At 59.9% G+C, this 26,574-nt stretch carries 25 protein-coding genes and 2 tRNA genes; 9 read left to right on the top strand and 18 right to left on the bottom strand.

The genetic code is table 11. From position 1 onward, the window contains the following. Positions 1-453 precede the first annotated feature (453 nt). Positions 454-735 carry a helix-turn-helix domain-containing protein gene (locus tag V6N02_RS20965; protein ID WP_371229197.1) on the top strand — a complete coding sequence of 94 codons (282 nt, stop codon included), beginning with the start codon at positions 454-456 and terminating at the stop codon, positions 733-735. A 376-nt stretch (positions 736-1,111) separates the two neighbouring features. Here the strand turns inward: V6N02_RS20965 and V6N02_RS20960 are convergent. Further along, positions 1,112-1,187: transfer RNA gene (locus tag V6N02_RS20960), tRNA-Trp, on the bottom strand. Positions 1,188-1,257: 70 nt separating this feature from the next. Continuing rightward, positions 1,258-1,917 (bottom strand): CatB-related O-acetyltransferase, encoded by a 660-nt coding sequence (locus tag V6N02_RS20955; RefSeq protein WP_371229194.1) that lies wholly within the window; start codon positions 1,915-1,917, stop codon positions 1,258-1,260. 227 nt (positions 1,918-2,144) lie between these two features. Here V6N02_RS20955 and V6N02_RS20950 point away from each other — a divergent pair, with 227 nt between their 5' ends. After that, positions 2,145-3,791, top strand: coding sequence for a thiamine pyrophosphate-dependent enzyme (locus V6N02_RS20950; RefSeq protein ID WP_371229191.1), 1,647 nt, complete (start codon positions 2,145-2,147; stop codon positions 3,789-3,791). A gap of 27 nt (positions 3,792-3,818) precedes the next feature. On the opposite strand, the gene V6N02_RS20945 is transcribed toward V6N02_RS20950, so the two are convergent. Both V6N02_RS20945 and truA read right to left on the bottom strand, forming a co-directional pair. Continuing rightward, a tRNA-Arg gene (locus tag V6N02_RS20945) sits at positions 3,819-3,895 on the bottom strand. 41 nt (positions 3,896-3,936) lie between these two features. Next, positions 3,937-4,710: a tRNA pseudouridine(38-40) synthase TruA gene (truA, locus tag V6N02_RS20940; RefSeq protein ID WP_371229188.1), complete on the bottom strand. Its 774-nt coding sequence runs from the start codon at positions 4,708-4,710 to the stop codon at positions 3,937-3,939. Positions 4,711-4,821: 111 nt separating this feature from the next. Here truA and V6N02_RS20935 point away from each other — a divergent pair, with 111 nt between their 5' ends. Genes V6N02_RS20935 through V6N02_RS20925 form a run of 3 tightly spaced genes read left to right on the top strand, consistent with a single transcriptional unit; the run spans position 4,822 to position 7,690 of the window. Beyond that, complete coding sequence (locus tag V6N02_RS20935; protein WP_371229185.1) at positions 4,822-6,237, top strand: YcjX family GTP-binding protein; 1,416 nt, start codon at positions 4,822-4,824, stop codon at positions 6,235-6,237. Next, positions 6,234-6,695 (top strand): GNAT family N-acetyltransferase, encoded by a 462-nt coding sequence (locus V6N02_RS20930; protein WP_371229182.1) that lies wholly within the window; start codon positions 6,234-6,236, stop codon positions 6,693-6,695. Before V6N02_RS20935 ends, V6N02_RS20930 begins: the two co-directional genes overlap by 4 nt. Next, complete coding sequence (locus tag V6N02_RS20925) at positions 6,692-7,690, top strand: YcjF family protein (RefSeq protein WP_371229179.1); 999 nt, start codon at positions 6,692-6,694, stop codon at positions 7,688-7,690. The genes V6N02_RS20930 and V6N02_RS20925 overlap by 4 nt, the downstream gene beginning before the upstream one ends. Positions 7,691-7,705: 15 nt before the next feature. Here V6N02_RS20925 and V6N02_RS20920 read toward each other — a convergent pair whose 3' ends face one another. Continuing rightward, entirely contained in the window at positions 7,706-8,212 is a 507-nt protein-coding gene (locus tag V6N02_RS20920; protein WP_371229176.1) for a fasciclin domain-containing protein, read from the bottom strand. 160 nt (positions 8,213-8,372) lie between these two features. Further along, a complete protein-coding gene (locus V6N02_RS20915; protein ID WP_371229173.1) occupies positions 8,373-8,783 on the bottom strand; it encodes a group III truncated hemoglobin in 411 nt (136 codons plus the stop codon). Positions 8,784-8,925: 142 nt separating this feature from the next. Here V6N02_RS20915 and V6N02_RS20910 point away from each other — a divergent pair, with 142 nt between their 5' ends. Further along, entirely contained in the window at positions 8,926-10,503 is a 1,578-nt protein-coding gene (locus tag V6N02_RS20910) for an FAD-dependent oxidoreductase (protein ID WP_371229170.1), read from the top strand. Positions 10,504-10,505: 2 nt separating this feature from the next. On the opposite strand, the gene V6N02_RS20905 is transcribed toward V6N02_RS20910, so the two are convergent. Together V6N02_RS20905 and V6N02_RS20900 are read right to left on the bottom strand one after the other, a co-directional pair. Beyond that, on the bottom strand, positions 10,506-11,138 hold the full coding sequence (locus tag V6N02_RS20905; protein ID WP_371229167.1) for an MSMEG_1061 family FMN-dependent PPOX-type flavoprotein: 633 nt from the start codon (positions 11,136-11,138) through the stop codon (positions 10,506-10,508). A 39-nt stretch (positions 11,139-11,177) separates the two neighbouring features. Next, entirely contained in the window at positions 11,178-11,825 is a 648-nt protein-coding gene (locus tag V6N02_RS20900) for a hypothetical protein (RefSeq protein WP_371229164.1), read from the bottom strand. A gap of 305 nt (positions 11,826-12,130) precedes the next feature. On the opposite strand from V6N02_RS20900, the gene ileS reads away from it, so the two are divergent. Beyond that, entirely contained in the window at positions 12,131-15,106 is a 2,976-nt protein-coding gene (gene ileS / locus V6N02_RS20895) for an isoleucine--tRNA ligase (protein ID WP_371229162.1), read from the top strand. A gap of 83 nt (positions 15,107-15,189) precedes the next feature. Here the strand turns inward: ileS and V6N02_RS20890 are convergent, their stop codons facing one another. The 9 genes from V6N02_RS20890 to V6N02_RS20850 form a co-directional block, all read right to left on the bottom strand. Further along, a complete protein-coding gene (locus V6N02_RS20890; RefSeq protein WP_371229160.1) occupies positions 15,190-15,792 on the bottom strand; it encodes a glutathione S-transferase in 603 nt (200 codons plus the stop codon). Positions 15,793-15,844: 52 nt separating this feature from the next. Next, the gene (locus V6N02_RS20885) at positions 15,845-16,471 is read right to left on the bottom strand and encodes an FMN-binding negative transcriptional regulator (RefSeq protein ID WP_371229157.1); all 627 of its coding nucleotides are present in this window, start codon (positions 16,469-16,471) and stop codon (positions 15,845-15,847) included. A gap of 3 nt (positions 16,472-16,474) precedes the next feature. After that, positions 16,475-17,203 carry an SDR family oxidoreductase gene (locus V6N02_RS20880; RefSeq protein ID WP_371229154.1) on the bottom strand — a complete coding sequence of 243 codons (729 nt, stop codon included), beginning with the start codon at positions 17,201-17,203 and terminating at the stop codon, positions 16,475-16,477. Then, positions 17,200-18,726, bottom strand: a complete 1,527-nt coding sequence (locus V6N02_RS20875) for an ATP-dependent DNA helicase (protein ID WP_371229151.1) — start codon at positions 18,724-18,726, stop codon at positions 17,200-17,202. The genes V6N02_RS20880 and V6N02_RS20875 overlap by 4 nt, the downstream gene beginning before the upstream one ends. 49 nt (positions 18,727-18,775) lie before the next feature. Then, positions 18,776-19,411 carry an acyl-homoserine-lactone synthase gene (locus V6N02_RS20870; RefSeq protein ID WP_371229149.1) on the bottom strand — a complete coding sequence of 212 codons (636 nt, stop codon included), beginning with the start codon at positions 19,409-19,411 and terminating at the stop codon, positions 18,776-18,778. A gap of 76 nt (positions 19,412-19,487) precedes the next feature. Beyond that, positions 19,488-20,213, bottom strand: coding sequence for a helix-turn-helix transcriptional regulator (locus V6N02_RS20865; RefSeq protein WP_371229147.1), 726 nt, complete (start codon positions 20,211-20,213; stop codon positions 19,488-19,490). Further along, positions 20,152-20,361 (bottom strand): hypothetical protein, encoded by a 210-nt coding sequence (locus tag V6N02_RS20860; protein ID WP_371229145.1) that lies wholly within the window; start codon positions 20,359-20,361, stop codon positions 20,152-20,154. Before V6N02_RS20860 ends, V6N02_RS20865 begins: the two co-directional genes overlap by 62 nt. A 212-nt stretch (positions 20,362-20,573) precedes the next feature. Further along, positions 20,574-21,863, bottom strand: a complete 1,290-nt coding sequence (gene ccrA / locus V6N02_RS20855) for a crotonyl-CoA carboxylase/reductase (protein WP_371229143.1) — start codon at positions 21,861-21,863, stop codon at positions 20,574-20,576. 139 nt (positions 21,864-22,002) lie between these two features. Further along, positions 22,003-23,373 carry a 1-acyl-sn-glycerol-3-phosphate acyltransferase gene (locus V6N02_RS20850; protein WP_371229141.1) on the bottom strand — a complete coding sequence of 457 codons (1,371 nt, stop codon included), beginning with the start codon at positions 23,371-23,373 and terminating at the stop codon, positions 22,003-22,005. 137 nt (positions 23,374-23,510) lie between these two features. Here V6N02_RS20850 and V6N02_RS20845 point away from each other — a divergent pair, with 137 nt between their 5' ends. Beyond that, on the top strand, positions 23,511-25,478 hold the full coding sequence (locus tag V6N02_RS20845) for a methylmalonyl-CoA mutase family protein (protein ID WP_371229139.1): 1,968 nt from the start codon (positions 23,511-23,513) through the stop codon (positions 25,476-25,478). Positions 25,479-25,485: 7 nt separating this feature from the next. Here the strand turns inward: V6N02_RS20845 and V6N02_RS20840 are convergent, their stop codons facing one another. Continuing rightward, positions 25,486-25,938, bottom strand: a complete 453-nt coding sequence (locus V6N02_RS20840) for a DUF4168 domain-containing protein (RefSeq protein ID WP_371229136.1) — start codon at positions 25,936-25,938, stop codon at positions 25,486-25,488. 188 nt (positions 25,939-26,126) lie between these two features. On the opposite strand from V6N02_RS20840, the gene V6N02_RS20835 reads away from it, so the two are divergent. Then, positions 26,127-26,570, top strand: coding sequence for a GNAT family N-acetyltransferase (locus tag V6N02_RS20835; protein ID WP_371229134.1), 444 nt, complete (start codon positions 26,127-26,129; stop codon positions 26,568-26,570). Positions 26,571-26,574: the final 4 nt, after the last annotated feature.

The raw sequence follows: 26,574 nt of genomic DNA, 5'->3' as shown, positions 1-26,574 counted from the left end.
GACGTCTGATCCTCCTGCAATCCGCACGAATGGCCGCTCGCTCCGCTGCGCAGCGGTTCCAAGTTTTCGCGGGCGCGGCATTTCCGACGCTGCGAGAGCACGCAGCGATGAAACCCAAAAAGCACGATGGGCTCAAACTGACCTAACGCCGCAGTAAGAACTAAAGTCCGTTGTCGATCGTTGATCAGATTTTCGCACAATCCAGTCTCAAAAATCGTCTGCATCAGTTTGAATGCCTCCACAGCGGATAAGCTAGCTTCTCTGGCCCCCCTTTCTCACTTGTGGGTGCTCGAGCTCGGGGCAGGAGGACTTGAGGCCGCCCTACGACATAATCTCGCAGCGATCGGGCCAGGGGTTTTTGCACCGACACTTCTTAGGTTCGCAATTCTCACGCACTTGAATAAACTGCAGTCGGCTAGAAACAACTTCATCCAATGCGCAAGGTTTGGGCCCATGGAAAAAGTAGAGGCGATAACCGGACCTGCGCTTAAAACGATCCGCCGCAAGGCTGGTTTGTCGCAGACTCAGATGGGGGAGCTCGTAGGGTGTTCCCGCCACAGGATCAGCAGATACGAAACAAAGCAACGGCAATTTCGGCCGTTAGAATACCGTTGGGGCTTGTTAGCAAGAATCCTCGACGTGCTTGATGTGCAGGTTTTGCCCCAATCCGAAATCAGTCTACGCGCGCGGGGATGGGGTCTTACTCGAACATGGATTACAGCAAGACCTAGTTGATCGGCAAACCAAGCCGGTCCAACCCTCAATCAACAGCATGTCCGACTATCGTCATCTATGTTGCGCCAAGACGCGGAGAGGAACCGCTTGCAACAATTTGGCCGAGCCAGGCAAGCTCCGCTGAAAATTCCATGGGGGCATGTCTACAGGACCGAAGACCAAAGAGGGGCGCGAGAGGATAGCAGACGCGCAGAGAAGGCGCTGGGCACGATATCGTGCTGAGAACGCTTAGCAGGATGTCGCAACTTGCCGTCTCCTATTGAATAAAGGTCCGGTAGAAAAGTCTATTCGCAGTCGCTTTCCGCAAAAACGCACAAGAAAACGCACAAAAATTACAACTTCTGGCGGGGGCAGCCCCATAAATCATTGAGTTGATTGGCAGGGGCAGCAGGGTTCGAACCCGCGACCTACGGTTTTGGAGACCGTCGCTCTACCAGCTGAGCTATACCCCTATGGCCACGGCTGGGATTAAGCCACCTTTGGGTGGGAATCAAGCATCGTTTCACGCCGGGGGCCACAAACCTAGAGGTTCGGCCTGGCCGCGCTGAGCGCGTCAATATCCCCGCCGCAGATCGCGGCTTCATGGGTCAGGATATGCGCGATGGGCCAGGTCCACCATGCGATCTGCTGTAAACGCGCGATCACATCGGGGACAAAGCGCATCCGCACGACGCGCGCCGGGTTGCCGACCACCACCGCATAGGGCGGCACATGACCTGCAACAACAGCCCCCGCGCCAACAATCACCCCATCGCCCAGCGCTGCGCCTGGCAGAATCCGCGCCTCGCGTCCGATCCAGACATCGTTGCCGATCACCGTATCCGGCCCGGGGCCGGGTAGGGACGGGCGGTCGTCTTCAAACCCGCCATCGAAGACGGCGAAAGGGAAACTTGAGAACCCGTCATAGCGATGATTGGCCGAGGCGGTGATAAAACAGACACCATGGGCGATCTGGCAGAACTTGCCAATCACCAGCTGCTCGGTGGAGTTAGGAAAGAGGTAAGGCGCGAGATAGGAAGCCCAGTCCGCCGGGGCTACATCTGCACTGGCGTAACTGTAATCGCCCGCAGTGATGCGCGGATGGTCAATGGCGGGGTTCAGAAACACGGTGCCCTCATGGGGCGTGCCATCGGGAAGGATCAAAGGCGCGCGTGTGTGCGCATCAGGGAAGGGACGTGGCATGACAAGGCCTTTCGCATATCGTTCGGGGTAGGGGTAAAACGATCAGCTGGCTTTGGTCACGGCACTCTCCATCGGTCTGGGGTTAGAGTAGGGTATGACCCGCAAAAAGAAAAGTGCGGTGATGGACCCGGGGAAAGGCGCGACACATATCCCCCAAACGAGGATGGACAAGCCACGCACCCAAAGGCAGTGTGGCGCTGATCCGCGCTATCACAAGGGTTCTTAACATGTCCGCCTCCTCTCAGATCCGCGCTGCTGACCATCTGGTTGATCTGCTTGTGGCCCAAGGGACCTCGCATGTGTTTGGCGTGCCCGGCGAGAGCTATCTGGCCGTTCTGGACGCCTTGCATGGCCGTAACGAGATCGAGTTTGTCACCTGCCGCCAGGAAGGTGGGGCCGCGATGGCCGCAGATTCCCATGGCAAGCTGACGGGCCGTCCGGGCGTGTGCTTTGTGACCCGCGGTCCGGGCGCCACGAATTCCAGCGCGGGCGTGCATGTGGCGTTTCAGGACAGCACGCCGATGATCCTGTTCATAGGGCAGGTGGCGCGCGACATAGTCGAACGCGAGGCATTTCAGGAAATCGACTATCGCCGGATGTTCGGCCAGATGGCCAAATGGGTGGCCCAGATCGACGATGCCGCGCGTTTGCAGGAATATATCAGCCGCGCCTACCGTGTTGCCATGTCAGGGCGTCCGGGGCCTGTTGTGCTGGCCTTGCCCGAGGATATGCTGACCGATCATCTGACTGCGCCTGCCGCACCGCGCCGGATCGAGCCGACGCGTTACGCCCCCGCACCGGATGCGCTTGAGGCGCTGCGCGACCGTATTGCGGCAGCCAAGCGCCCGCTGATCATGGCGGGTGGCGGGGGTTGGAGCGCCAAGGCCTCTTTGGCGCTGGGCCGATTTGCCAAAGCCCAAGGCCTGCCCGTGTCTGTCTCGATGCGCGCGCAAGGCGTGATCGACAACGCCCATCCCAACTATGTTGGCCATTTTGCCGTCGGCAAGGCACCTTATCTTGTGGAGGCGCTGACCGCGTCGGACTTGCTGATCGCCATTGGTCCGCGTCTGGGTGAGATGACCACGGGTGGCTACACGTATCTGTCACCGCCCATCCCGCAGCAAGCTCTCGTGCATGTCTACCCGACCCCGGAAGAGCCAGGCCGCGTCTACGAACCCGACCTCGCCCTGACTGCCGATATGGAAAGCTTTTGCGAGGCCGTTTCGGCTTGGGAACCCATTGCCCCGGATCGCTTTGCCCGCGATATGGCAATGTTGAAGGGGCAGTATCAGGCCTATGGTGACCCGGATGCGCTCGGCATGGAAGATGCGTTTGCCCGGATGGTGGATCACCTGAATGACGTGATGCCCGAGGACACTATTGTCACCAATGGGGCAGGCAACTACGCAGGCTGGGTGCACCGGTTCTATCGTTATCGCGGGCATAGTTCGCAACTGGCCCCCACCTCCGGTTCGATGGGGTACGGCCTGCCAGCCGCAGTTGGCGCGGCGATCACGGCACCTGAGCGCGAGGTGATCTGTTTTGCAGGCGATGGCTGTTTCATGATGACCTGTCAGGAACTGGCCACGGCGGCGCATCACAACCTGCGCCTGACGGTGATCGTAGTGAACAACAACCGCTATGGAACGATCCGTGCCCATCAGGAAATGCACTATCCCGACCGCATCTCGGGCACCGCGCTGACCAACCCCGATTTCTGTGCCTTTGCCCGCAGTTTTGGGGCGACAGGCACGCCCGTGTCCACCTTGCCCGAGTTCAAGGAGGCGCTGGCCGCCGCCCGCAAACGCGGTGGCGTGAACCTGATCGAAGTCGCGCAGGATGAGGGCATTCTGGCCCCGGGGAAACCGCTCTGATACCGGGCGCCGTCTGGTAGGAAGAAATGGCGATCCCTGAAGGACTCGAACCCTCAACCTGCTGATTAGAAGTCAGCTGCTCTATCCAGTTGAGCTAAGGGACCGCTGTGACCCATTTACCGAGGCGGCCTGCCAAGATCAAAGGCTAATGTGTCTCGAACGGGTTGTCGTCATAATCAACATGCGCCAGGTAGAGCCCCTGAGGCGGGCAAACCGGTCCACAGGCGGCGCGGTCGCGGGCTTCAAGCGCGGTTTTTACATCCTCAGGCTTCCGGCTTCCGGCCCCCACGCCTTCTAACGTTCCGACGATACTGCGGACCTGATTGTGCAGGAAAGATCGCGCGTGCAGGCGAAACTGGATTTCCGGCCCCGAGGGTCCGTTGACCATGTCCATGTCCAGCCCGCTCAGCGTTTTTACGGGGCTGGCGGCCTGACAGATGGTCGACCGGAAGGTCGTGAAATCATGTCGGCCGATCAGATGCTTGGCCCCCTCGCGCATGGTATCGATATCCAATGGGCGCGCCACGCGCCAGACCAGCCCCTCGTCATGGGTGGCAGGCGCGCGGCGCATCAGCAAGCGGAACAGGTAGTGCCGCTGGGTGGCCGAAAACCGGGCGTGCCAGTCATCCGCCACTCGGGCGCAATCCAGGATCGCCACCGGGGCGGGCTTGAGATGATAGTTCAGGGCTTCAGACAAGCGGAACGGTGTCCACTCTCGCGTCATATCGCAATGGGCCACCTGCGCGCGCGCATGTACACCTGCATCGGTACGGCCGGCTGCTGCAATCGTATGCTCCCGGGGTTCCAGCTTGGCCAAGGCCGCCTCGATCGCACCTTGCACGGAAGGGTGCTCGGCCTGGCGTTGCCAGCCGACAAAGGGCGCGCCGTGATATTCGATTTTGAGAGCATATCTGGGCATAGGCGGGGGGATAGCGTGGGCTGGGCAGGGGAACAATCCCCCAATCCTCCCCTCTGGCAACTTGATGGGCGGGTGTCTATCTTGACCGCGTAAAGGCGCAAGGGGCACGCATTGGTCATTTCCACCATAGCCGACGGGATAACCCGCAGGATAGAAAACTTTGGCGAGACGGTGTCCGAGACTTTTTTTGAGCCGGTGATCCGGCTTGGTGTCACGGGCCTTGCACGGTCGGGTAAAACTGTGTTCATCACCTCGCTTGTGGCCAATCTGATGGATGGCGGCCGCATGCCGGGGCTTGTGGCGGCCAGTGACGGGCGCATCGCGGCGGCCTTTTTGCAGCCCCAGCCTGATGACACCGTGCCGCGCTTTGATTTTGAAAGCCATCTGGGCGATCTGACCGCCGCTGAACCTGCTTGGCCCGACAGCACCCGCGCGGTGTCGGAATTGCGCCTGTCTTTGCGCGTGCGCCCGTCGGGATTGCTATCGGGCCTGCAGGGGCCGCGCACGGTGCATCTGGATATCGTGGATTATCCGGGCGAGTGGCTGCTGGACCTGGCACTGCTGGACAAGACGTATGAGGCATGGTCGGCAGAAGTGCTGGCCCGCATCGACACCCGCCAGGAGGCCGCCGGGTATCTGGACCAGGCCAGAGCGACCGAGGCGGATGCCCGGCTGGACGAGCCGGTTGCACAGGCGCTGGCCAAGGGCTTTACCGCTTATCTGAGCGCGGCGCGCGAGGCCGGGTTTTACGATTGCACGCCGGGGCGCTTTTTGCTGCCCGGTGATCTGGCGGGCTCGCCCGTGCTGACCTTCGCACCCTTGCCCAAACCCGCCACCACGCCGCGCCGCAGCCTTTGGCGGGAAATGGAGCGTCGCTTTGAGGCCTATAAAGCCCAGGTGGTCAAACCCTTCTTTCGCGATCACTTCGCGCGGATTGACCGGCAAGTGGTTCTGGTTGACGCGCTGGGTGCGATCCACAAAGGCCCGCAGGCGGTCGAGGATATGCGCCGTGCCATGGCGGACATCCTGGGCGCGTTCCGCCCCGGAAAAAACGCCTTTCTGAGTAAGTTGTTGATGGGGCGACGGGTGGAAAAAATCCTTTTTGCCGCCACCAAGGCCGACCATCTGCATCACAGCCAGCATGACAAGCTGGCCGCGATCATGCAGGCCCTGACCCGCGAGGCGCGGGATCGCGCCGATTTCGCCGGGGCCGACACGCAGGCCATGGCCATCGCCGCTTTGCGTGCAACGGTTGAGGAAACGATGGATCATGACGGCACGGCATTGGATTGCGTGCGTGGGCGGCTGTTGCAAACCGGAAAACAGGCGGCGTTTTATCCCGGTGCGCTGCCGGATGATCCCAACCGTCTTTTGAACCCTGCCCGGGAGGGGGCTGAAACATGGCTGGACGCGGATTATCAGGTCATGTCCTTCGCACCCGCCACGCTGAGCCTTAAACCGGGGGACGGTCCGCCCCATATCCGGTTGGACCGCGCTGCGCAATTCCTGATCGGAGACAAGCTATGATGCCGCAACCTGCGACGCTGCGCCATATCCCTCGGCTTCTTGGTATTCTGTGGTCGTTCACCCGGGCGACCCCGTGGTTGCCGGTGTGCCGCTCCCGTTGGGTTGATGCGCATCTGATGGGTCGGGTCATCCGGCGTGGCTGGGTGCGGCAGGTCGGCGATGCCAAGGGCACGGCGGGGTTCATCGCGCGCCATGGCGAAGTGATCCATGCGCTTTACGTGCACCCGCGTGCGCGGGGGCGGGGCGTAGGTCGCACTTTGCTGGACGAGGCCAAGGCAGGCCGTGACAGGCTACAGCTCTGGGTGCTGGCCGCCAATGAACAGGCCCGCGCCTTTTATGCGGCGCAAGGCTTTGAAGAGGTTCTGTGTGGCTGCGGCATGGGCAATGATGAAAACCTGCCGGACATCCTGATGGTTTGGCAGGCCGAGGCGCAAAGCAACGAAAGGCAGGCGGCATGAACAAAGGCCCCGTTCTGATCGATCTCGATGATGCCCCCAAGGGTCCATCCCCGTCGGAAGTACCGCCAGTACCCGATATGGACATGACACCACCGCCCGAGGGACGGGCGATGCAAACCGTGGCCACGCTGGCGGCGCGTCGTCCGTCGCGCTTGTCACGTTGGTTCTGGGGGTTGTTGGCGGCGATCCTTGGCGCGGTGATCTCCGTCGCGGCGTGGGATTTCGTGACCGGGCTGATCGCGCGTATGCCCTTGCTGGGTTATGGCGTCACGGTGTTGATCGTGGTGTTCCTGCTGGTTTGCCTGGTGGCGGCTCTGCGTGAACTGGCGGCATTCTCCCGTCTGTCGCGGATGGACCGGTTGCATCGCGGGGCCGAGGTGGCGCTGGCGGAAAACGATCTGGCAAAAGCCAAACAGGTGACCGGTGATCTGACCCGCCTTTATGCAGGGCGCGAAGACACGCGCTGGGGCCGGGATCGCCTGGCGGAATACGGCAAAGAGCAATTTGACGCCACCTCGCTGTTGGGTCTGGCCGAGACCGAGGTGCTGGCCCCGTTGGACAAGGCGGCGATGCGCGAGGTTGAAGCGGCGGCCCGTCAGGTGGCGACCGTCACGGCGATTGTACCGCTGGCGATGGCCGACGTCGTGGCGGCACTGACCAGCAATCTGCGGATGATCCGGCGCGTGGCCGAGATTTACGGCGGGCGTTCGGGCACGTTGGGCAGTTGGCGGCTGGCGCGCGCGGTGATGACGCATCTGGTGGCCACAGGGGCCGTGGCCGTGGGCGATGACCTGATAAGTTCGGTTGCGGGGGGCAGCGTATTGTCCAAAATCTCGCGCCGCTTTGGCGAGGGGATCGTGAATGGCGCGCTAACGGCCCGGGTGGGCGTGGCGGCGATGGAAGTGTGCCGTCCGCTGCCCTTTACAAAAGAAAAGCGCCCGTCTGTCACCGGGTTGGTGAAACGGGCGCTTACGGGTCTGTTCGGACAGACCTGATTTGGTGTGCGTGCCTTAGCTGGGCAGCAGGACCTTGTCGATCACATGGATCACGCCGTTGGTGGCGATGATGTCAGCCGCTGTCACATTGGCGTCGTTCACGCGCACAGTGGCCGCGTATTTGCCGCCGGTGCCATCAACACGCACGGTCTGGCCGTTGACGGTGGCCACATCCAGACGCTGACCCAGCACCTGATCCGATGTGATGTTGCCGGGCACAACGTGATAGAGCAGGATCGAGCGCAGCGTGCCGACGTTTTCGGGCTGCAGTAGGCTGTCTACCGTACCAGCGGGCAGCGCATCAAAGGCGGCATTGGTGGGTGCAAAGACAGTGAACGGACCATCGCCGCGCAAAGTGTCCACAAGGCCAGCGGCCCCAAGAGCGGCCACGAGAGTGGAGAAATCAGGATTGCTGGAAGCAATGTCTACAATGTCATTGCCTTCAGACTGGTTGGCACAGGCACCAAGAGCGCCCAGAAGGCCAGTGGCAGCAACCGTTTTGAGCAGGGTACGGCGTTTCATGTGAATGTCCTCATTCTTGATTAGTGTTTTAATTAACTCATTACACAGCAACTTGTTCCTTAAATATGCACTACGTCGTTAGGCTCTCAGCGGATCAATTAATTGGCGAATTTATTGCCAACCAGCGGCAATTTGCCGGGATCGGGCGGCTGTCGGCAAGTTACCGCAGCTTTGGCACGCCCCCGGGCAGGGTATCGCGCTCAACCACGCCTGCACGCAGGCTGCGCCCGATACGATGGGCCATGGCCGACCATGCGGCCGCCTGATCCTTGCTCAACTCGGCGCGCAGCACGTTGTCAAACAGGTCAAGCCAGGTTGAGAACATTCCCGGTTTGACGTTCTTGGCCTGCAGATGGGCAATCATAGGGCTGCCCTCGTAACTGCGTTCATGCAGAATCGTGTTGGCCCAGAACCGGGTCTCCATCTCTTCATGTGCGGGCCAGTCGGTAACATGCACGGCAAAGACCGGCTCAAGACCGGGATGGGCGCGAATGGCGGCATAAAACGTGGTCACCACCCGTTCGATCTGGGCGCGCGTGATGTCAAAACGAGGTGGCAGGGCTGTGCTCATGTGGATGTTGTGCCGGGGCTGCGATGTGATTGCAATGGGGTTGGGTCGCGCAGGATGACATTGCGTCGTCGCACCCTAAGTTGAAGCCAGAGAAGTTAACCGGGGAGTGTCAATGGAACGGCTGGCGGGTGATTTAAGGCAGATGCAGCGCACACCTCTGCACGAGTCGCATGTTAACGCACTGCGCGAGGTTGGCACCGAGGTTACCTATCGCAAGGGTAAGATCATCGCCGAGATCGGCGATCCCATGGACCATTTCGATTACGTTCTGGAGGGCGAGATCGAGGTGCTGGATGCCGTCACCCGGAAAGGTTATCTGCCGCACACATTGGGACCGACGCAGTTTATGGGCGATATCTCGTTCCTGAACGGCGGTAATTTCGTGTTGCCGATGCGCGCGGCGCAGGACACCACATTGCTGCGGGTACCGCGCGACACCATGTTGGAGTTGATGTCGCAGATCCCCGAGATGAGTGATATCATCATCACCGTCTTTGCCGCGCGTCGCCGCCGCCAGATCGAGGATCAGGACAGCGCCATCCTTTTGATCGGGGCCGATCAGGATCGTGACATCCGTCGCATCGCCTCGTTTGCAGCGCGCAACCGCATCCCGTTTCGCTCGCTTGATATCGGTAGTGAAGAGGCCAAGGACGAGACCAACGCCTGCGCCATCGCGCTGGGCCGCCCGGCGGTTGTGATTGGCAAAGATCAGGTGCTGGAAAACCCCACCCCCGCCAAACTGGCCGAACATTTGGGCATGGGCCTTGATCCCTGCCATGACGAGGTGGTCGATGTGCTGATCGTGGGCGGTGGCCCGGCCGGTGTGGCGGCGGCGGTTTATGCCGGTGCCGAAGGGCTGTCGGCGCTGGTGATCGAGGACATCGCTGTGGGCGGACAGGCGGGCACGTCCAGCCGGATTGAGAACTACATGGGCTTTCCCACCGGCATTTCCGGCGGCGACCTTGTCGGGCGCGGCGAGGTGCAGGCGATGAAGTTTGGCACCCGCTTTGCCATGCCCCTGCGCGCCACCGGGATCGCGCGGCGCGATGGCCTGTTCTGCGTGACCCTGGACAATGACACCGAGATTTGTGCGCGCTCTGTCGTGGTGGCCACGGGGGTGCAATATCGTCGCCTGCCGATTGACGGATTATCCGAACTGGACGGCGCAGGGGTCTATTATGCCGCCACCGAGACCGAAGCGCGCTATTGCCGCAACACGGATGTCTATGTGGTTGGCGGCGGCAATTCGGCGGGGCAGGCGGCGATGTACCTGTCGCGCAGCGCGTGTCATGTGCATTTGCTGGTGCGGGGCAATTCCCTGGCGGCCTCGATGTCCGACTATCTCTCCAGCCGGCTTGAGGCCGATCCGGCGATCACCATCCATTATGGCGCACAGGTCAGCGCCTTGCGGGGCGAAAACCATCTGAAGGGCCTGACGCTGTCGACACCGGATGGCCCGCGCGATGTAGACACATGCGGGTTGTTTTTGATGGTGGGTGCCGCCCCCAATACCGAGTGGCTGTCAGGATTGGTTGATCTCAGCGAGGCGGGCTTTGTTCTGACCGGACAGGCGGCGGGGGCGGACAGCCCCTATGCCACGTCTTGCCCCGGCATCTTTGCCGTGGGTGATGTGCGGGCCGGATCGGTCAAACGGGTGGCGTCGGCTGTGGGCGAAGGCTCGGTCGTGATCTCAAAAGTGTGGGAGCATGTGAACGCCTGACGTTATTCGTCATAAAGCCGCTTTTCATCATTGTGGCGCAGACGCGCGGTCAGATCGTCGAAATCCTCGGTCAGGTCGCCATGGGCAATCAACGCCTCGGCATAGGTGGGCAAGCTGTTGACCGGGAGTTGGTCCTCCGGGTGCCACAGGCGCGAGCGGATGATCGACTTTCCGCAATGATAAAACGCCTCTTCCACGCTCACGATCACGGCGTAGTCGGGAATGCGCCCCTTGATGCTCAGCTGCGCGCGCACTTCTTCATCGGTGACCACCACGGCACTGCCATTAACGCGCACCACCTCGTTGCGGTTGGGCACCAGAAACACAAGCCCGATACGTCCGGTCTCCATGATGTTCTTGAACCCGTCATAGCGGTGGTTGCCGGGCCGGTCGGGGATCGCCAGCGTCTTCGGGTCCAGCACTTTGACAAACCCCGCAGGGTCGCCCTTGGGCGAAACATCCATGTTGCCCGCCTTGTCCACCGTGGCCATGGTCAGAAAGGTCGAATGCGCAATCCAGTTGCGGCAATGCGTGTCAATATGATCAATGAATTTGGCAGTCTGGCTTTCATAAGGCTGACGCGCACCGTCATAAAGTGCGTCAGGCGAGGTGACGATATCTTTGGGTGTGTACAAGGGGTTTCCTCTTTCATGCTCAGCCAGAACGGCGTTGCTTTACTTCAGCCGCAAACCCTCTTCCCGCGCGACGCGATCCAGTAAAACGGCGAGCGGTTGGGACTCTTCTTCCTCGGTCTCATAAAACGACATGAGACGTATTAGATCGTAGGCGATGGCCCGTTCTTCCGTTGTCTGTATGTCGTATTTCTGAATATACTTCGTAAGCGCAATCAGAGCGAAATCGTTGTGGCGATAGAGTGTTACGTCCTTTGGAAGCGATTGAAAGTACCGCAGCCAATCTTCGACGGTGTGGATTTTGAAATCTAGCATTGGGACGTTAGGAAGACCCCAATCTGGTGCTGAGCGATCGAACCCATACGTCTTTACGATAGTCTCCAAGTGGCCACCCACGGTATTCGGGACGACTGAGCTTACTCCACCATTTAATGCGCAAGCTGAAATGAAGTCTCCTTCAAGGGCGATGCGAACGCGGATCAGAACATCGCCGTTCAAGCCTGACATGAAATCGTCTAGGAGCGTCGACGCCGGATCATTGGCCACCACTGCAAGCAGGTTGGCGTCGTCGCGATCCGCATAATACTCTTCCATTGCCTTGACGAGGTCGCGGCAACTTTGATCATACATTGCGCTGGTTTGGGCGTTTGCGGCGTTTTGCCATAGAATGACGGCGGCAATGAAAGACAAAAGGGGTCTCAAGTTTCGCTCCCATTCACAGGTGGTTAGTTTCTGGCAGAATGGCATGGGATTGCCGGTGGTACAATTCATCAAGAGTTATGCAATGGCCGATCTAGCCCAGCACGCGCGCGCGCATTCATCTTGCCCCTCTATCCAGGCCTGCTTATAAGGCACGTCATGACACGGATACTGGCCATCATTATTCGAATTATATGCCCGGCGCTCTGAGCAGATCGAGCCGCCGGGACAAGGCGTTTGACCCCTCACGCCGCCCCCCTTTACCATGACAGTTACCGATACGAAGGACGCCACAAATGTGCGCCGAAACACCCGACTATAAACACACGCTGAACCTGCCGCAGACCGACTTCCCGATGCGTGCGGGCCTGCCCAAACGTGAACCTGAATGGCTGGAGCGTTGGGCCAGGATTGGCATCTATGACAAGCTGCGTGAGAAGGCAGAGGGACGGAAGCCCTTTACGCTGCATGATGGCCCTCCTTACGCCAACGGCCATCTTCATATCGGTCACGCGCTGAACAAGATCCTCAAGGATATGGTGGTGCGCTCCCAACAGATGATGGGGCATGATGCGCGTTATATCCCGGGCTGGGACTGCCATGGCCTGCCCATCGAGTGGAAGATCGAGGAACAGTATCGCGCCAAGGGGCGGGACAAGGACGATGTGGATATCGTCGATTTCCGCCAGGAATGCCGCAAATTCGCCGAAGGCTGGATCGACGTGCAGCGCGACGAATTCAAACGGCTGGGCGTCACCGGGAAATGGTCAAAACCCTACCTGACCATGGATTTTCGCTCGGAACGGATCATCGCCGAGGAATTCCAGAAATTCCTGATGAACGGCACGCTCTACCAGGGCTCCAAACCCGTGATGTGGTCACCCGTCGAACAAACCGCTTTGGCCGAGGCCGAGGTGGAGTATCACGACAAGGAAAGCTTTACGATCTGGGTGAAGTTTAAGGTTTCCAAAGACGTCTCGTTCCCTGATGAGGTATACAAGCGGGTCGATGAAGCGGCATTCGGCGAACTGGAAAAGAAAGCCGAAGAGTTGGCCGGGGCCAATGTAGTCATTTGGACCACGACCCCCTGGACGATCCCGTCCAACAAGGCGGTCGTTTATGGCGAGAATTTCTCCTACGGGCTGTACGAGATTACGTCGACGCCTGAGGAATCCTGGGCCAAGGTCGGGGATCGTTTCCTGCTGGCCGACAAGCTGGCTGGCGATGTGTTTGCGCGCGCCCGTCTTGAGGATGGCATGTGGACGCGTGCGCGCGATGTGTCTTCCGATGAACTCTCGGGCCTTAGCCTGAAACACCCCCTTGCCGGGGCCGAAGGTGGCAATGGCGAATGGGATGACCCCCGTGATTTCCGCGCCGCGGATTTCGTAACCGACGAAGAAGGCACCGGGTTCGTGCACTGCGCGCCCAGCCACGGGATGGAAGAGTTCGAGCTGTACCGCGATCTGGGCATGCTGGAACAGGTGATCACCTATAACGTCATGGAAGATGGCCGGTTCCGCGAGGACCTGCCACTGTTTGGCGGCACGGCTATCCTCAAGCCCAATGGCAAGGAGGGCAGTGCCAACAAGGCCGTGATCGACAAGCTGGCAGAAGTGGGCGGCCTGCTGGCGCGGGGCAAGATCAAGCACAGCTATCCCCATTCCTGGCGCTCCAAGGCCCCGGTGATCTATCGCAATACCTCGCAATGGTTTGCCGCTGTGGATCGCCCCGTGGGCGACGGTAAGGATCAGTATGGTAAAACCATCCGCGAACGCGCGCTGAATTCCATCGACCAGATGGTCACATGGACCCCTCAAAAGGGTCGCAACCGCCTCTATTCGATGATCGAGGCGCGCCCCGATTGGGTGCTGTCGCGTCAACGTGCCTGGGGTGTGCCGTTGACCTGCTTCACCCGGAAGGGCGCGTTGCCCACTGATGACGATTTCCTGCTGCGGGACGAGGCGGTGAATGCTCGTGTTCTGGAAGCCTTCGAGGCTGAAGGCGCGGATGCTTGGTACAAGGACGGCGCGAAAGAGCGGTTCCTGGGCAATGATTACAACCCCGACGACTGGGAGCAGGTCTTTGATATCCTTGATGTCTGGTTTGATTCCGGCTCCACCCATGCCTTCGTTCTGCGGGACCGCGAAGATGGCAGCGAGGATGGGCTGGCCGATCTTTATCTTGAAGGCACCGACCAGCATCGCGGCTGGTTCCACTCCTCCATGCTGCAGGCCTGCGGCACCATCGGGCATGCGCCCTATCGCGGGGTTCTGACCCACGGCTTCACGCTGGACGAGAAGGGCAACAAGATGTCCAAATCGCTTGGCAACACCGTCGCGCCCGAGAAGGTCGTGCAACAATACGGCGCCGATATCCTGCGTCTGTGGGTGGCCCAATCGGATTACACCGCCGATCTGCGCATCGGGCCGGAAATCCTGAAAGGGGTGGCCGACAGCTATCGCCGGTTGCGCAACACGATGCGCTTCATGCTGGGCGCGCTCAGCCATTTCGAGGAAAGCGACCGCGTCGACCCGGCGGAAATGCCCAACCTTGAAAAATGGGTGCTGCACCGTCTGAGCGAACTGGATGAACGTGTCCGCGAGGGCTATGCCGCCTATGATTTCCAGGGGGTCATACAGACGCTGTTCAACTTCGCCACGGTTGAGTTGAGCGCGTTTTACTTCGATATCCGCAAGGATGCGCTTTATTGCGATGGGGACAGTTTGCGGCGTCGCGCGGCCCGCACGGTGCTGGATCTGTTGTTCCATCGCCTGACCACATGGCTGGCACCGGTTCTGGTGTTCACCATGGAAGAGGTCTGGTTGTCGCGCTTTCCCGAAGGTGAAGGCAGCGTGCATCTGGTCGATATTCCGGACACTCCGGCCGAGTGGCGCAACGACAACCTTGCTGCTGCCGTCGCCTCGGTCCGCCGGGTGCGCCGGGTGGTGACCATGGCGCTGGAACAGGAACGTCAGAACAAGGTGATCGGCTCCAGCCTTGAGGCGGCCCCGATCTTGCATGTTGAGGATACTACCGTCCGTGAGATGCTGCGCCAGATCAATGTCGACGACCTGTTCATCACCTCCGGTCTTCGCCTGACCGGCGATCCGGCCCCGGACGAGGCGTTCCGTCTGCCCGAGGTTGAGGGAGTTGGCGTTGTCTTCGAGATGGCCGAGGGCGAAAAATGCAATCGCTGCTGGAAAATCCTGCCGGATGTGGGCACGCATAAACACCCCGGCACCTGCGCGCGTTGCAACGAGGCGCTGGGTTAAGCACACGAAAGCCCGAGGTTGATCCCCGGGCCTTCCATTTCTTCTGGCCATAAATATCCCCGCCGGAGGCTCCGGCGTTTGCCTCACTCGGGTGCGGTGCTGATCATACTCTCACGCTGGGAAAACGTGTCATACCACGCGGCAAGGCTGTCATTACCGGTGCGCCATGTCCGCGCGTTGTGACGGAAATCGAGGTACCCCAACGCACACCCAATGGCGATATGGCTGATGTCCAGCGGCCCGGCCAGATGGCTCATCCAGCGGGTGTTGACCGCCGACAGGCTGCGCGAGATTTTGCCCCATTGCGCATTGACCCAATCGTCATCCACCTTCTCCGGTGCGCGCACGCGGTGCTCATAGACCATCAGAACCCCGGCATCCATGATCGCATCGGCTGTGGCCTCAAGCGTCAGCGTCTCCCATTGCCGGGCCGTGGGATACAACCCCGCATCCGCCCGCGCATCCAGAAACCGGGTGATCACCCTGCTGTCATAGATCGCCGGGCCATCCTCGCGGATCAACGCGGGGATTTTGCCGGTGGGGTTGGCGGCAATCGCCTGGGGGTCGGATTTGACGGGCGTGGTGGCGATATCAACAATCTCGACATCATCCAACTGTCCGGTTTCATGCAATAAAACGCGCACTTTGCGCACAAAAGGCGAGGGGCCGGCCGAGATCAGTTTCATGGGGTTCTCCTGTGGTTGGGCACAGCTTAGGCGCGCTGTACGGGCCTGTCCATCACGTCTCGGGATCGGCCCGCATCATCGCGGCCAGCAGGCGCACCTCGCTGCCCATGCCATAGCCATCGACATGATCAGCCGCCAGATGGCGCGCGCTGTCGATCTTGTTCTGGCTGAATTTCCAGGTGCCGTCGATCTGCGTGACCTCCATCCTGCAGGGCACGATCTGGCGCATCATCCGCTCCATCACGCCGTCGCTCACCTTGTCCGTGACCCATGGCTGTTTCGGGGCAAGCCGTGCCTCGAGCCCTTCGGATTGGCGATCCAGCAGGTTCAGCAATCCCTCCTCAGGAGCCAGTGTGATATCGCCCGTCAGATGCACGGCAACATAGTTCCAGGTGGGTACCTGGTCGTCGATCCCGTACCAATCCGGGCTGATGTAACTATGAGGTCCCTGCACGGCGATCCGGGCGGCAACGGCGCCATCCTTCATCGCCCGCGCAATAGGGTTTGAGCGGACCAGATGAAATTCGGCCAGCCTGCCATCTTCGGACAGCAAAAAGGGAATGTGACTGATCAGAGGGGCGCCCGGGGTTGAGATAGCCAGCATGCCAAACCCAATTTCGCGCGCGAACGCGATGTTGCGCGCTTCCGGTGTCTTGCGAAAAATCTGGTTGGGATGCATGGGTTACCCCCGTCCGATATAGGGCATCTTGGTGGCCATCACGGTCATGAATTGCACATTCGCGGAGGGCGGCATCTGCGCCATATGCAGAACCGAACGGGCCGCATCCTCGACCTCCATCATCGGCATCAACGGCTGATCTGGGTTGGCGGCCTGTGCGCGGGCGTTCAGGTTTTCGACCAGCTCGGATTTGGCGTTGCCAATGTCGATCTGCCCACAGGCGATATCAAAGGGTCGCCCATCCAGAGACAGGCTGCGCGTCATGCCGGTGATGGCGTGTTTCGACGTGGTGTAACAAACCGAACCGGGCCGTGGATTATGCGCCGACAGCGAGCCGTTATTTATGATCCGCCCGCCTTGCGGGTCTTGCGCGCGCATGTGCCCAAAGGCCAGTTGCGCGGCAATGAACATGCCCCGGATATTGATCGCTAGAACCTCGTCAAAACCGTCCAGAGGGATCTCGTCAATCGGGCCGTTGGGGCCGAAAAGCCCGGCATTGTTGAACAGCACGTCCAGCCGCCCGGCCCGCGCGACAAAACGATCAAAAGCGTCTTTCATCGCTGGGGCGTCGGTCACGTCACAGGGCAGGGGAACGGCATTGGGATGCGTGATCTCTTCCAAGCGTTCTTTGCGCCGGGCGATCAGGCCGACCTGCCATCCGGCCTCCAGAAACTGCTCGGCGGTAGCCCGACCAATGCCCGAGCTGGCCCCGGTGATGATAATGGTCTTCATGTTTCGGCCTCCAGTTCCAGCGGCGCGGGGGTGACCCGCAGATCATCAATGCGCAACGGGCTGGTGGGTTTCGACAAACGATTGCGCACCACCCAATGCAGTCGCTCTTCGGCGCGGGTGATCGCCACATAGATCAGGCGTTTCCACAAGGGTTGCCCCGCCTCGGACCGTCCCATCCGGGCGGCGGCATAGATGTCAGGCGCAAAGACCTGCACATCGGACCACTGTGACCCCTGCGCCTTGTGGATCGTCACCGCAGCCCCATGCAAAAACGTAGCGCCCATCCGGGCGGCAAAGGGGATAAACGGTTCTTCTTCATCAGGTTTTTCGATTTTGACGATGCTGGCGGCGCTGACTTGCGGGTCTTCGGCCCCCATCACGTGCAGGCGCGAAAACCCCGGCTTGCGACCGGGTCCCAGATAAATCACCTGCGCGCCCTTGATCAATCCGCGCGCCTCAAGATCCAGCCGCTTCTTGCGGTGCTTCATGGGCAGCTCGATCCCGTCACAGATTAGCGGTTCACCCTCCAGAAGCTCGGTCTCAGGGGCGCCATGCACGCTGCGAAAGGCGTTGATCAGCCGGATGCGCGTCGCATTGCGCCAGACCAGAACGGGGCTGCGCGCCATCAGATCAACCTCGACCCGCTCGGCCCATTTCACCCGCTCATCCCGCGCGGCGGCCTCTTGCACCAGCTTCTCGAACGCGTAGAAATCCACCTCGGGGTCCGCCAGCGCATGGGCCAGATCAAGGATCGGATTGTCAGCATCCTGCCGGTGAATGCGGTGCAGTTCCAGAATGGCAGGAGCGGGCAGGGTATCAAACACCATCCCGCCGCCTTCGCCCTTGACGGGTGGCAACTGTGCCGGATCGCCAAATAACAGCAGGGTTGGGAAGATCTCGGTCAGGTCCTGAAACTGCTTTTCATCCAGCATCGAGGCTTCATCGACAAATCCCACGTCCAACGGGTCTTCGCGCCGTTTCCAGCCGGTGATGAAATCGCTGCCGCGCAGGCCCGCAGCCGCCAAAGCGCCGGGGATGGATTTATTCGACTGATAAAACGCATGCGCCCGGTCCAGCGCCACATCGGTCAACCCCTCGATCTCGGGGCGCTCGCCTTGTCCGGCCAACCAATCGGCGATGCGTTCATATTCGGGGTCATAGACGGGCGTATATAGGATGCGGTGGATCGTTGTGGCCGGCACGCCGCGCGTGCGCAGGACACTAGCCGCCTTGTTGGTGGGGGCCAGGATGGCCAGGGTGCGCCGGTCCTTGCGCCGCTTGCCTTCCCAATCGCCCGAGACCACATCGACACCGGCCTCTTCCAGCGCCTTGTAAAGCGCGGCCAGCAACAGGGTTTTCCCCGATCCGGCCTTGCCCACAACGGCCATCACGCTGTCTTTGCCATCGCGCGGTGGCGTCAGCAGGCTGTCTTCCAGATCAATGCCCGCGTTGCGCAACATTTCACTGATGCGGTCATGGGCGTCGGCCTGATCATGGCTGAAAGTGAGTGCGGTTTGCGACATGGCGCGACCCTATCGCCGCGCCACGTCCTATGCCAGTGAAAGAAGTGCTTCAGGCGCTTTTCACCAGATCGCCCTGCATATGGCCGAAGGCGCGGTTGAACCACAGTTCAGAGATCGCCAGCGAGAGGCCCGCGCGCCGCGCCACGCGGGTTCGGGCATCGCCTGTGAACTCCCACAAGCCAACACTGATCCGATCGCGGCCTTCGCCCTGTTGTCCGATGATTTCAGGCGAGGATCCGATAAAACGGTAAATCCGCTCCATCCGGGCATCAAATACGCCGACATAATGCTCGATCCCGAAATTATGCATGATCTCACCCCCGGCCAGCATCAGAGCACCGGCAACATTCTGACCGGCGTCGCGGGCCAGACAGAACCGGGTGCATTCCCAGATCAAGGGGCTGGTGATGGCCCCGCCACCGGTGAGGTGGCTGAAGTGGTCATTGACCATGGTCGGTCCAGTGGTTGGCAACAGCCGCATCGAACCCCCATGCGCCCCGGCAGGTGTTTCCCAGATCACATAAAGCGGGTTCAGGTCGTCGTATTCGTCGCGTTCATAGCCATCCGCATCGACATTGACGGCCCAGTTCAGACGAGTCTTGAATTGATCGGCCCGGTCGCGAAACATCGTGTCCCGCAATTTGGGGTAATCTGCCAGATCATTCCCGTAAACATAACGTAGCATCTCCGTTTTCCTTTTCGCTTGCTCCGGCGAAAAGGGGTAGGGCGCAATGGTTAAGGGAGCGTAATGGCACCGTGCGTTAAACCACTATCAATCCCCGGCTCAACGCCTTTGCGACGGCATGCACGGTGTTCATCGCGCCCAGTTTGAAGCGGGCGGATTCGATATAGACTCGCAAAGTGTGTTCGGAGATCGACAATGCTTCGGCCACCTGCGCGCGGCTGTAGCCCATGGCCAGAAAGGTGATGGCATCCACCTCGCGCGGGCTGAGGGGCTGGGCCGGTTCCGGTGTCCGATCGGGTTCGAAATCGAGCGCCTTCTTATTGAAGTAATGCGCCAGAAGGATCAGGTCACGGCGGTTCTTGGCGGTGAAGTCGGACCAGGCGTCATCGTCACATGTGTGGCTGACGGTCAGCAGGGCAAACTGTCCGTTGGGTCCGCGCACCGGGACCGAATACCCCTGATTGCCGACCCCATACTCGATTGCCTCTTGCCGGAAGGCGCGCACGGCCTTGCCGGACCAGTCCAGGCGCTTCCAGTCAACCGGGTGAAAGTGTTGAAAACACCCCTGAATCACCGGATCGACGCGCAGGTATTCCTTTTCAAGGTAACGGTGTTTCCAGTCCAGCGAATAGGTGCCGCAGCCATATTGATCGCCTGCCGCACTGACCCAGTGATAGACCATGTGATCCACACCAAAGAGCGTTCGCAAATCTTCGATGATGCCCTGGACCTGGGCAAGTTCAGTGGCGTTCTCCAACGCGCTCAAAAGGGGGTCCAGCCGCAATCGCGGAGCAACCGTCATTTACGCGCTTCCCTTCCCCCGTCAAAGCCAGTTCCGTCGCGGCCACAAGCCGCGTGTCATCCAGCTGTTCTGCCAACTGGCCCATCCCGTTCTGTTGGGCAAAGGCCCGCAGGTCGGTCAGAACGTCGAGTATCCATTCATCTTTCATTTCAACTCTCTTTAACGATGGTTAACGAAGGGTTAACACAAGTATAAATTGTGCAGAAGATTTGTGGAATTCGCGGTTTTCAACTCCCCAGAAATAGGGGGGTGGCAAATCCTAAGGCGCTGTTTCCAAAAGCTTACGGTTTCCGGCACGAAAAAACCGCGGGCCAATTGCAGGGCCCGCGGTTCATTGTTTCCAATTTGGAATAAACTTGATCAGCCTTTGCGGGCGTTCAGAACCTCTTCAACGGTTTTCAGGCCGGTCGTGGGCGATTGAACCAGAACCGACATGTTGCCGGGCTTGTGTTCGTTACGCAGCATTTTCATGTGCGCTTCGGGCAGGTCATCCCAGGTGAACACTTCGGACATGCACGGATCAAGACGCCCTTCGATCATCAGCCGGTTGGCACTGGAGGCTTGCTTGAGATGGGCAAAATGGCTGCCTTGCAGGCGCTTCTGATGCATCCACATGTAACGCACGTCGAAGGTACAGTTGAACCCGCTGGTGCCGGCACAGATCACGACCATGCCGCCCTTCTTGCAGACCAGCGTGGAGACCGGGAAAGTGGCTTCGCCCGGATGTTCAAAAACCATGTCGACATTCACGCCCTTGCCGGTGATGTCCCAGATTGCCTTGCCGAACTTGCGGGCCTCCTTGAACCACTCGGCATATTCCGGCGTGTTGACCGTGGGCAACTGGCCCCAGCAGTTGAAATCCTTGCGGTTGATGACGCCCTTTGCGCCCAGGCCCATGACAAAATCGCGTTTGTCCTCGCCTGAAATCACCCCGATCGCATTCGCCCCGACAACAGACGCAAGCTGGATCGCGTAAGAGCCGAGCCCACCGGAAGCGCCCCAGACCAGAACGTTCTGACCCGGTTTCAGATCATGCGGTTCATGTCCGAACAGCATCCGATAGGCGGTGGCCAGCGTCAACGTGTAGCACGCGCTTTCTTCCCAGGTCTGATGCTTGGCGCGGGGCATCAATTGCTGCGCCTGCACGGCGGTGAACTGCCCGAAAGACCCATCGGGGGTCTCGTATCCCCAGATCCGCTGTGTCGTCGAATACATCGGATCGCCGCCATTGCATTCCTCGTCATCGCCATCGTCCTGGTTGCAATGGATGACAACTTCGTCGCCGACTTTCCAGCGCTTCACCTTGTCGCCAACGGCCCAAACAATACCCGAAGCATCCGATCCCGCGATGTGATAGGGTTGTCCATGGCCATCGAAGGGCGAGATCGGTTGGCCCAGAGCGGCCCAGACGCCGTTGTAATTCACGCCTGCGGCCATCACCAGAACCAGCACTTCGTGGCTGTCCAGTTTGGGCACATCGACCACTTCGACCTGCATCGCCGTGTCGGGGTTGCCGTGGCGTTCCCGGCGGATCGCCCATGCGTACATTTGCTTGGGGACGTGGCCCAGCGGGGGCATTTCGCCAACCTCATACAGGTCTTTCTTGGGCGCGTCGTAGGGTGCAATACCCGTTTCAGTGTCCAGAGCCATATCGGGCCTCCTCAGTAAGCATTTGCCGCGATGCAGAATCGCGAGATGACCTTTGAGATATCGCTGGTCGCGCAACAATGCAATGCCGGATGCATCTTTTTTGAAATTTTATAACCCAGCAGTTGCAGAAAAATGAGGGCTATTCGCTGCGGTCGCGAAACAAATGGGCGATCGAGGCCGCGTAGTAGGCCAGCATGTCGCGTTCCTGTTCGATGATCTTCACGCCTTCGGGTGTGTCTTCGACGAACTCGCGCAGCCGCAGCATCCTCAATCCTACCTCGGTCGTATACGCCCTGTCGTCGCGGGGAAGGTGGACATGGGCCTCAGCCAACTCGTCGATCATGTCGCTGATCCGGGTTTGCAAGGCTTCTTCGGTGAGGGGGCCGCTGGCCTGCAGCAACACGCGGGCCACCATCGGGACGGGCAGCACGGGCACCTCTTCGCCGATCCGCTGCATCAGCCGCGCGCCGAGATCTTCAACCGGTGCGCCCGGATGGTTCTGGCGGAACTCGGACAACAGCACCGGTGCGCCAAAACTGACGGCGGCATAACCATGACGATGATACCGCCCGGTCACGCGCAACCAAAGTTGTTTAAAGATGAAACTGGCCACGACGCTGATCTTGGCATGAAAGCGACGCCCGCCCTTATGGGCCGCCGCGACAAGGATGCGGTCCTCGAACACGCGATCATAGTTCAGCGCCACGGGCACGAACGCCACATCGCGCGCGCCTGGACTGTGATCTTCATATATATATTTCAGTAGGCCCAACTTGGGTTCAGCCAACGCACCGGTCAGGCTTAGCCCACCTTCGGGGAAAATCGCCTGGGTCACGCCGCCCTCGGTAGCCAGCTGCACATAACGTTCCAAAACCCGCCGATAAAGGTCGCCGCGCGATTTGCGGCGGATGAAATAGGCCCCCATCGCCTTGATCAAACTGCTCAGCGGCCAGACCCGCGCCCATTCGCCCACCGCATAAGACAAGGCCGAGCGTTCGGCGGCCAGCCAGGTGACCAGCACGTAATCCATGTTGCTGCGGTGGTTCATTACAAAGATGACGGTCGCGTCCTTGTCCACCTCAAGCAGCTTGGCTTCCTCAAAATTGCCCGGTCGCACCCGGTAGAGCGAACGACTGAGCAGTTTGGCCAGCCGGATCGCCACCCCGAAATAAGCGCTGGCCGAAAACCGCGGCACGATTTCACGCGCGTAACGACGGGCTTTTTCAAAGGCGACGTTTTCAGGCACGCCGTGTTTGGTCGAATAGTCGGCTATGGCACGCGCGACCACCGGGTCATAGATCAGACGCTGGATCATGTCATAGCGCCGGGCCAGTTTGAACGGTTCAATCGGACGTTCCAGCTTTTCGTTCAGCCGGTTGACCACACGTTCCATCCGGCGGCGAAAAAACCAGCGTACAGAAGGGAACAGGAAATGAGATGCGAATGTAACGGCGGCGAAAGCCACCAAAAGGATCAGCGCCCAGAGGGGCATTTGGACCGTTCCACCCATCCGCGCAGCTTTACAGTGTTTGACGGTGGGGTAAATGGCCTTATGCCGCATCGCAGCGAATTGACATTGGCATATTGTTACCGGTATCAAGCAATCTAAGTAAGAATATTACCCTTCTTGATTCACGAGGCCCGCTCATGTCGCAAACGCAGAAAGATCGTCCCTGGCTCATCCGCACCTATGCCGGTCACTCCACCGCGACCGCCTCGAACGCGCTCTATCGTGCCAACCTTGCCAAGGGTCAGACCGGACTGTCCGTGGCCTTCGATCTGCCGACGCAAACGGGCTATGACAGCGATCATCAACTGGCGCGCGGCGAAGTGGGTAAAGTGGGCGTGCCGGTCTGCCATCTGGGTGATATGCGCACGCTGTTCAACGATATCCCCTTGGATCAGATGAACACCTCGATGACGATCAACGCGACGGCTCCGTGGCTGCTGGCGCTTTACATCGCCGTGGCCGAAGAACAGGGCGCAGATATCAGCCAGCTGCAAGGCACCGTGCAGAACGATCTGATCAAGGAATACCTCAGCCGCGGCACCTACATCTGCCCGCCCAAACCCTCGCTCAAGTTGATCGGGGACGTGGCTGAATACTGCTATACCAACGTGCCGAAATGGAACCCGATGAACGTGTGTTCCTACCATTTGCAAGAGGCCGGTGCCACGCCCGAGCAGGAACTGGCCTTTGCGTTGGCCACGGCCATCGCCGTGCTGGATGAGTTGAAAACCCGTGTTCCGGACGAGGATTTCCCGGCTTTGGCCGGGCGGATCAGCTTCTTTGTCAACGCAGGCATCCGCTTTGTCACCGAGATGTGCAAGATGCGCGCCTTTGTCGATCTGTGGGACGAGATCCTGCAAGAACGCTATGGCGTCGAGAACCCGAAATACCGCCGGTTCCGTTATGGTGTGCAGGTGAACTCGCTTGGGCTGACCGAGCAGCAGCCGGAAAACAATGTCTACCGAATCCTGATCGAAATGCTGGCTGTAACCCTGTCCAAAAAGGCCCGCGCCCGTGCGGTGCAGTTGCCCGCCTGGAACGAAGCACTTGGCCTGCCGCGCCCTTGGGATCAGCAATGGTCGATGCGGATGCAGCAGATTCTGGCCTTTGAAACCGATCTTCTGGAATTCGATGATCTGTTTGAGGGCAACCCGGCGGTGGATGCCAAGGTTGAAGCGCTGAAAGAGGGCGCGCGCCACGAATTGGCCAATCTCGACAGCATGGGCGGGGCCGTTGGCTCGATCGAATATATGAAATCACGGCTGGTTGACAGCAACGCCGAACGCCTTGGTCGGATTGAAGCCAATGAAACCGTTGTCGTGGGCGTGAACAAATACACCACCACCGAACCTTCGCCCCTGCAAACTGAGGATGGCGGCATCATGGTGGTCGATCCTGCGGTCGAGCAGGAACAGATCAATCGCCTGACTGCCTGGAAGGCCGAGCGGGATCAGGACGCAGTGAAATCCGCACTGGCCGCCCTACGCGAAGCGGCGGAAAAGGGCGAAAATGTCATGCCCGCATCTATCGCGGCGGCCAAAGTGGGGGTCACGACCGGCGAATGGGCCGGGCAGATGCGCCAGGTGCATGGCGAATATCGCGGGCCGACGGGCGTGTCCTCAAGCCCGTCGAACAAGACCGAAGGTCTGGATGAAATCCGCGAGGCGGTGGATGCGGTCAGCGACCGTCTGGGCAAGCGCCTGAAGTTCCTTGTCGGCAAACCGGGGCTGGATGGGCATTCCAACGGCGCCGAGCAAATCGCTTTCCGCGCCCGGGATTGCGGAATGGACATTGCCTATGAAGGCATCCGCCTGACGCCCGAGCAGATTGTGGCAGCAGCGAAGGAAGACGGGGCCAACGTGGTCGGCCTGTCGATCCTGTCCGGCAGTCACATTCCGCTGGTCGAGGATCTGATCGAACGGATGCGCGCCGAGGGCCTTGGCGATGTGCCGCTGATTGTTGGCGGGATCATCCCGGATGACGACGCCGCGCGCCTGCGCGAGATGGGTGTCGCGCGCGTCTACACGCCCAAGGATTTTGAGCTGAACACGATCATGATGGATATCGTCACGCTGGCCGATCCGCAGGCTGTGGCCGCAGAGTAAGCGGCGCTTACTGGTTTAACATCTGAAACTGTTCTTCGGCTTTCAGGCGTTTCAGATCGGATTTATTCTGTTCCAACTGGGCGATTTCCGCTTTCACCACCTCGGCCTGTTTTGTGACCCGCTCTTGCAGGCCCGTGTCGGTTTGAAGGAGTTGCCCAATAGCCAGATACTCATCGGGGGTGATGCCCTTGGCCCGGGTGACAAGCTTCTTGGCAAGCTCATCCGCCTCCTCGATCAACTCGGCGCGCTGATCCTCGGTTTCGGCTTCTGCGATCTTGCGCGTGTACTCTTTTCGCAGCCCTTCAAGGCCAATCGCAGCACGCACAAAGCCGTTCACCTGCGCATCTGTCACGGTTTCGGCGGTGAGAGGGGCCACAGATTCTTGAGCGTGGCTTAGGGCTGGTGCGCTCAGTGCTGTCAGGCCTATCAGACCAGCGATAAGAAAAGGTTTGAGGGTCATCAGGGACTCCATTTTTGGTATTTGATGCGCCTCGGGCGCTCTGCTCTCTCTCCCAAATGGGGTATTTGGGCCCCAAGTGCAAATCTTTCGGTACAGCCCTGCCACCTGCTACGCCATAATCCGCTGGTATGAGAGGGAAATTCGGCCCAAAATGCGGGACCAGACCCCAGCCACAAGAGGGATATCAGATGTCCATTACCATCCGCCCGATGGCGCCCGAAGACGAAATCGCCTGGCGCGCGCTGTGGACGGCCTATCTGGAGTTTTATGAAACCAGCGTTCCGGATGAGGTGTACAAGACCACATTCGCCCGTCTTCTATCAGCGGACCATCCCGATCAGAACGGATTTCTGGCACTGCAGGGCGACATGCCTGTCGGGTTGGTGCATTACATTTACCATGCCCATAACTGGCGGGTGGATCAGGTCTGTTACCTGCAAGACTTGTATGCCGATCCGTCGGTGCGGGGCACTGGCGTGGGGCGTAAGCTGATCGAGGCGGTCTATGCACAGGCCGATGCCGATGGCCGACCGTCAGTCTATTGGATGACGCAAGATTTCAACACAGAGGCGCGCAAGCTGTATGACAGGATTGCGCAACTGACACCGTTTATCAAATACGCGCGGGGGTAGGGCA

This window comes from Roseovarius conchicola (assembly GCF_041403425.1).
In the GTDB taxonomy this organism is placed as follows: Bacteria; Pseudomonadota; Alphaproteobacteria; order Rhodobacterales; family Rhodobacteraceae; genus Roseovarius; species Roseovarius conchicola.
The sequence above is the reverse complement of the archived record's forward strand: the minus strand, read 5'-3'. Positions and strand labels throughout refer to the sequence as shown.